This is a genomic window from Serinicoccus sediminis, from assembly GCF_004153545.1.
GTDB classification, from domain to species: Bacteria; Actinomycetota; Actinomycetes; order Actinomycetales; family Dermatophilaceae; genus Ornithinicoccus; species Ornithinicoccus sediminis_A.
Genome location: NZ_SDVA01000005.1, coordinates 210,104 through 216,491, shown reverse-complemented (window position 1 = coordinate 216,491; position 6,388 = coordinate 210,104). Strand labels below are relative to the sequence as shown.

Annotated in this window: 7 protein-coding genes and 1 pseudogene; 4 read left to right on the top strand and 4 right to left on the bottom strand. The window is 74.1% G+C overall.

Translation table 11 applies throughout. From position 1 onward, the window contains the following. Positions 1–533 (bottom strand): annotated as a pseudogene (locus EUS26_RS06965) (hypothetical protein); the annotation flags it as partial. A 44-nt stretch (positions 534–577) separates the two neighbouring features. Here EUS26_RS06965 and EUS26_RS06960 point away from each other — a divergent pair. The 4 genes from EUS26_RS06960 to EUS26_RS06945 all read left to right on the top strand — a co-directional run bounded on the left by EUS26_RS06960 (position 578) and on the right by EUS26_RS06945 (position 3,850). Further along, a complete protein-coding gene (locus EUS26_RS06960; RefSeq protein ID WP_238148842.1) occupies positions 578–1,438 on the top strand; it encodes an ABC transporter ATP-binding protein in 861 nt (286 codons plus the stop codon). Then, positions 1,435–2,199 (top strand): sulfite exporter TauE/SafE family protein, encoded by a 765-nt coding sequence (locus tag EUS26_RS06955; RefSeq protein ID WP_130012521.1) that lies wholly within the window; start codon positions 1,435–1,437, stop codon positions 2,197–2,199. The genes EUS26_RS06960 and EUS26_RS06955 overlap by 4 nt, the downstream gene beginning before the upstream one ends. Next, complete coding sequence (locus EUS26_RS06950; RefSeq protein WP_130012519.1) at positions 2,196–3,035, top strand: TrmH family RNA methyltransferase; 840 nt, start codon at positions 2,196–2,198, stop codon at positions 3,033–3,035. The genes EUS26_RS06955 and EUS26_RS06950 overlap by 4 nt, the downstream gene beginning before the upstream one ends. An 89-nt stretch (positions 3,036–3,124) precedes the next feature. Next, a complete protein-coding gene (locus EUS26_RS06945; protein WP_130012517.1) occupies positions 3,125–3,850 on the top strand; it encodes an NYN domain-containing protein in 726 nt (241 codons plus the stop codon). A 241-nt stretch (positions 3,851–4,091) separates the two neighbouring features. On the opposite strand, the gene EUS26_RS06940 is transcribed toward EUS26_RS06945, so the two are convergent. The 3 genes from EUS26_RS06940 to EUS26_RS06930 form a co-directional block, all read right to left on the bottom strand. Continuing rightward, positions 4,092–5,060: a bile acid:sodium symporter family protein gene (locus EUS26_RS06940; RefSeq protein ID WP_130012515.1), complete on the bottom strand. Its 969-nt coding sequence runs from the start codon at positions 5,058–5,060 to the stop codon at positions 4,092–4,094. A 194-nt stretch (positions 5,061–5,254) separates the two neighbouring features. Next, positions 5,255–5,803, bottom strand: coding sequence for a YbaK/EbsC family protein (locus EUS26_RS06935; protein WP_238148841.1), 549 nt, complete (start codon positions 5,801–5,803; stop codon positions 5,255–5,257). Continuing rightward, a complete protein-coding gene (locus tag EUS26_RS06930; protein ID WP_130012513.1) occupies positions 5,800–6,330 on the bottom strand; it encodes a YbhB/YbcL family Raf kinase inhibitor-like protein in 531 nt (176 codons plus the stop codon). Before EUS26_RS06930 ends, EUS26_RS06935 begins: the two co-directional genes overlap by 4 nt. Positions 6,331–6,388 lie beyond the last annotated feature (58 nt).

Below are 6,388 nucleotides of genomic sequence, written 5' to 3'. Positions count from 1 at the left end.
GCCTCCGACAGCCGGCGCACCCCCGCGAGCCGCTCCTGCGCCGCCGGCCCGAACGGGGCCCCGCCGGCGGCGACGAGCGCCTCGGTGTGCGCGGCGAGCTCGGTCCGCAGGCCCAGCTCCACCTGGCCCAGGTCGAGCGCCTCGACCCGGTGGGTCGGGTAGGGGTCCGCCCCGTGCAGGCTCCACCGGGCCGACCAGCCCTGGTCGCCCTCCGGACCGAACTGCTCCAGGTCCGGCACGAGCGCGCCGCCCAGGCCGGGGATGAAGACGCACTCGGCCGCCTCGCTGGCGGCGGCGAGCAGGTCGGCCGAGCCCCGCGGCATACCGGTGAGATCGCCGGGGCGGGGGAGCGCGACGAGGACCGCCCGCTCGCCCAGGCTCTGCCACATCGCCAGCGGCTCGGCGAGACCCTCGACGTGGTCGACGTCCGGCAGCGCCCGCGCGGCGACCAGGGACACGTCGACGCGGCCCGCGAAGGCCGCGGTGGCCCACAGCGCCACCCGCACGCTCGCCGGCAGCTCGTGATCAGGCATGGGGGCGATGGTAGACACCCCGCCCCCGACTAGAGTGGCCCGCCATGAGCGATGTCCTCGAATTCGCCGGTGTCGGCGTCCGACGTGGCACGACCGACCTGCTCAGCGAGGTCGACTGGTCGGTCGAGGAGGGCGAGCGCTGGGTGGTCATCGGACCCAACGGGGCCGGCAAGACGACCCTGCTCCAGCTGGCCTCCGGCCGCATGCACCCCACCACCGGCGTGGCCGGGGTGCTGGGCGAGGTGCTGGGCGCCGTCGACGTCTTCGAGCTGCGACCCCGCATCGGGGTCTCCAGCGCCGCCGTCGCCGACCGGATCCCGGACGAGGAGCGGGTCAGCGACGTCGTCGTCACGGCCGCCTACGGCGTGGTCGGCCGGTGGCGCGAGCAGTACGACGAGACCGACGACATGCGGGCCGCCGAGCTGCTCGAGGCGCTGGGGGTCGCCCACCTGGCCACGCGCCGCTTCGGGACCCTGTCGGAGGGCGAGCGCAAGCGGGTCCAGATCGCCCGGGCGCTCATGACCGACCCCGAGCTCATGCTGCTGGACGAGCCGGCCGCCGGCCTGGACCTCCGGGGCCGGGAGGACCTCGTGGGGCGGCTCAGCGTCCTCGCCGAGGACCTCGACGCGCCGGCCCTGGTGCTCGTCACCCACCACGTCGAGGAGATCCCGCCGGGCTTCACCGACATCCTCATGCTCCGTGAGGGCAAGGTCGTGGCCGCCGGCCCCATCGAGCTCACGCTGACGGCCGAGAACCTCTCGGCGACCTTCGGCATACCTCTCGTCGTCGACCGGCACGGTGACCGTTGGGCCGCCCGGGCCGCGGTGACGTCGGACGGGCCGTCGACCGGCACCACCGCGGCCGGCGCCACTGCGGCCGGCGCCGCACCCGGCACCACCGCGTGAGCGTCCTCGAGGTCCTGGCCATCGTCCTGGCCGGCCTGGCGGCGGGCACCATCAACACCATCGTCGGCTCGGGGACCCTCGTGACGTTCCCCGTGCTGCTGCTCTTCGGGTATGCCCCGGTGTCGGCCAACATCTCCAACTCGCTCGGGCTCGTGCCCGGCGGGGTGGCGGGGACGTGGGGCTACCGGCACGAGCTGCGCACGCTGGGCCCGATGCTGTGGCGCCTGGGGCCGGCCAGCCTCGTGGGGTCCGTCATCGGCGCGCTGCTCCTGCTCGTGCTGCCGGCCGAGGCGTTCGAGACCATCGTCCCCGTGCTCATCCTGGTGGCGCTGCTGCTCGTGGTGTTCGGGCCGCGGCTGCAGCGGTGGGCGGCCCGTCGGCACGCCGACCACCTCACCCCAGGGCGATGGGTCGCGCTCGTCCTGGGGATCCTGCTGTCCGGGGTCTACGGCGGCTACTTCGGTGCCGCGCAGGGGGTGCTGCTGCTGGGCATCATGAGCATCCTGCTGCCGCTGGGTCTGCAGCAGATCAACGGGATCAAGAACGTCCTGGCCACCATCGCCAACCTCGTGGCGGCGCTCGTCTTCCTCGTGGTCGCCCCGGACCTCGTGGACTGGACGGTGGTCCTGCTCATCGGCGTCGGCTCCATCCTCGGCGGCCTCATCGGGGCCCGGGTCGGTCGCCGGCTGCCACCGGCCGTGCTGCGGGGGGTCATCGTCGTCATCGGCACGGTGGCGATCGTCAACCTGCTGCTGACATGAGCGGTGCGCCGGAGGGCCTGCCGCAGGGCACGACCTGGGTCGAGGACCCCCGCGACGAGCGGGTGCGGGACTACTTCCAGCTCACCGATGTCGCGCTCCGGCGGGTGCTGGAGCCCGAGCAGGGCCTCTACCTCGCCGAGTCGGAGAAGGTCATCCGCCGCGCCCTGGCCTCCGGGCACCGGATGCGCTCGCTGCTGCTCACACCGCGCTGGGCCACCGAGCTCGGCGGCCTCGTCGGACCGGCCCTGGCGGACGGCATACCGGTGTACGTCGGGAGTCCCGGCGTCATCGAGCAGATGACCGGCTTCCACCTGCACCGGGGCGCCATCGCCGCCATGCACCGGCCCACCCTGCCCACCGTCGACGAGGTCGTGGCGCGGGCGCAGCGGGTCGCGGTGCTGGAGGACGTCGTGGACCACACCAACGTGGGCGCGGCCTTCCGGTCGGCCGCCGCGCTGGGGGTGGACGCCGTGCTGGTGACGCCGCGCTGCGCGGACCCGCTCTACCGCCGGGCGGTCCGGGTGTCGATGGGCACCGTCTTCCAGGTGCCGTGGACGAGGATCGACCCGTGGCCCGGCGGTGTGAGCCTGCTCCGCGAGGCCGGCTTCACCGTGGCGGCCCTGGCCCTCGCCGCGGACGCGGTGGACCTCGACGAGCTGGAGGCCCGGCCCCCGGAGCGGCTGGCGCTGGTCCTCGGCACGGAGGGCGACGGGCTCTCCCGGCGGACCGTCGAGGAGGCCGACCTCGTCGTGCGGATCCCCATGGGCGGGGGAGTGGACAGCCTCAACGTGGCAGCTGCCTCGGCCGTGGCCTTCTGGGCGGTCCGGCCGCGCTGAGGCCGAGGGCGGGCCGACCTGCGACTGCTGGTGGCAGCAGGAGTGTCCGAGCACGAGGACTCGAGGTGACTGGGCGGTAACCTCGGCGCATGGCCACCAGGAGTCACCGCATCGCCCTGCTCATCGACGCCGAGAACGCCCCGGCGGCGAAGATCCAGGACATCCTGGCGGAGGTGGCCCGGCACGGCTCCTGCACCATCCGGCGGGCCTACGGCGACTGGACCGCAGCGCAGCTCGGGCCGTGGCGGGAGGCGCTGGCGCCGCACGCCCTGCACCCGGTGCAGCAGTTCGCCTACGCCAAGGGCAAGAACGCCGCCGACATCTCGATGGTGATCGACGCGATGGACATCCTGCACGCCGGGCAGGCCGACGGCTTCGCCGTGGTCTCGAGCGACGCCGACTTCACGCCGCTGGTCATGCGGCTGCGGCACTCGGGTATGCAGGTGCTGGGCTTCGGCGAACGCAAGGCGGCCGGTGCCCTGGTCAGCGCCTGCACCGCCTTCCTCTACCTCGAGGAGCTCGGGGAGGAAGAGACACCGGCGGCGCCGCAGGGTCGCCGGACCCGGAACCAGCTGCGCGGCGACACCGCCCTCGTCAAGCTCCTGCGCGGTGCTGTCGCCGCGAGCGCGCAGGAGGACGGCTGGGCCCACCTCGGCGCGGTGGGGGCCGTCATCCGCAACCAGTCGTCCTTCGACGAGCGCAACCACGGCTACGCCAAGCTCAGCGGGCTGCTCGAGGCGACCGAGCTCTTCGAGATCCGTCGGACGAACGGCGTGGTCCACGTGCGGGACCCCAGGGCGGTCGCGGCCCCGTAGTCGCGGGTGGTCCGCAGACCGTCCGGGCGTCCGGGACCGGCGCGGCCGGGGCCGGTCAGCCGGACCTTCGCTCAAAGCCGTGGCGGCCGGGGACGTGAGGTGGCGGCGAGGTCGTGGGCACCTGTGGCCCCCCGAGGGCCACGACCGCGCACAGCAGGGGAGGACCCGTGACGGGAGGCAGGCGGACGGCCGGGGCTGTCAGGGCCCGATGGCCGGCCCGACGGGACGGAGCCGAGCCCGGTCAGCCGCCCTGGCGGGCGTCGCGGCGGCGGAACAGGCCGGCCAGCACCGCCCCGGACAGGTTGTGCCAGACCGAGAACACCGCCCCCGGCAGCGCCGCGACCGGCGTGAAGAAGGCCGCGGCCAGCCCGGAGGCGAGCCCGGAGTTCTGCATCCCGACCTCGATGGCCATGGTGCGCGCCGACCGCTCGCCGACCCCGGTGAGGCGGCCGACGGCATACCCGATGCCGAGCCCGAGCAGGTTGTGCAGGATGACGGCCGCGGTCACGAGCAGCCCGGCCTCGACGAGGCGGTCGGCGGACAGCGACACGACGAGGGCGACCACCACGCAGATGACCAGCACGGAGAACCAGGGCATCACCGGCAGCACCCGCTGCACCAGCCTGGGCAGGAGCAGGCGGACGAGCAGCCCCAGGACGACCGGCACCAGCACGATGACGACGATGGTCCGAGCCATGCCCAGCCCGTCCACGGGCAACCGCTCACCGACCAGCCACAGGGTGAGCAGGGGCGTCAGCAGCGGTGACAGCAGGGTGGACACCGAGGTCATGGTGACCGACAGGGCGGTGTCGGCCCGGGCGAGGTAGGCCACGACGTTGCTGGCCGTGCCGCCCGGGACGCAGCCGACGAGGATGACCCCCGCGGCGATCTCGTCCGGCAGCCGCAGCACCGTCACGACGAGCAGGCCGACGAGCGGCATGACGGCGTACTGCGCCGTCACCCCGAGCAGGACCGGCAGCGGCCGGCGCACCACCAGGGCGAAGTCCGGGAGCGTCAGGGTCAGCCCCATCCCGAACATGATGACCCCCAGGAGGGGCGTGATGAGCGCGGCGCCACCGGAGACCGGCCCGGCGAGGACGTAGCCGACGGCGCCGGCCACCAGCACCAGCAGCGGGAAGATGGTGACCGCGCGGTAGGCGCTGCGGTCCTCGGCCTGGGTGTCCGGCGTCGGGCCGGCGACGATGCTCACCGGGACAGCGTGGCCCACGATCCGGTATGCCGTGCGAGGCGCGCGGGAGACGACCGCAGGGGCCGGTCATGAGGGCACCAGGTGACAGCCCCGGTCCAGAGGATGCAGGGTGCCGTGAGTGAGGCGGGCTGCCTGCCTGGCAGAGTGTCCCGTGGGAGCCGGGACCCTGCCCGACTCTCACGGGACGCCGTCCGTCAGGCCGGGATCTCCACGGCCAGGCCGTCGACGACCTCGGCGCCCGGCAGCTCGGCGGCCAGCGCCCCGGGCAGCCTCAGCTTGCTGCGCCGCACCCCGGACCCGATGACGATCTGCTCGCGCTGCACGACCCGGGCGTCGACCAGCACCGGCCAGTCCGACGGCAGCCCGACAGGGGTGATGCCGCCGTACTCCATCCCGCTGCGCCCGACGGCGTCGTCCATCGGCATGAACGAGCACTTGCGGACGTCGAGCCGCTTGCGGACCACCGTGTTGACATCGGCGCGGGTATGCCCGAGCACCAGCGCCGCGCACACGCGCTCCTCACCGGCGCGCGCCCCGGCGATGACGATGCAGTTGGCCATGTCGCGCATGTCCCACCCCGTGGCCTCCACCAGCACGGCCGTGTCGGCCTGGTCCGGGTCGATCTCGGCCACCTCCACCGCGGCCACGTCGGCCCCGTCAGCGGCCATGCGCTCCAGCGCCTGCCGGACAGGGTCGGCCAGCAGGTCGGGGCGGTCCAGCGCAGAGGTCCAGGTGGGCGTCACAGCTGGTAGGTGCCGGTGATCGAGCCGCGGGCCAGGACGTTGCCGAGCGTCATGAACTGGGCCTTGGCGATGGAGCTGGAGGCATCGAGGCCGGTGTCGTCGGTGTCCAGCGCCCAGACGGTGAAGACGTAGCGGTGCGGCACGTCCCCCTCGGGCGGGGCGCACCCCGCCCAGTCGTGGCTGCCGAAGTCGTTGGCCAGCGTCATCGCGCCCTCGCCCAGCTCGCGGCCCTCCTCACCCGCGCCGGTGGGCAGCGAGGTGACGTCGGCGGGGAGGCCGAGGACCGCCCAGTGGGAGAACCCTCCGACGACGGGGGCGTCCGGGTCGTGGCAGACGAGGAGGTAGGACCGGGTGCCCTCGGGCGCCCCGGACCAGGACAGCTGCGGCGAGGTGTTGCCCTGGCCGTAGCCGGCGGACTCCGGCAGCGCTGAGCCGTCGGTGAAGTCCTCGCTGGTCACCACCAGCTCGGCCGGCGCGGCCGGGAGGATGTCGATCGGGTGCTGGGCAGGTGTGCGCTCCAAGGTCATGCCCCGAACCTAACGCCACCACCGGAGGCCCGCACGCGGTGCCCGGTGGCGCTGTCCG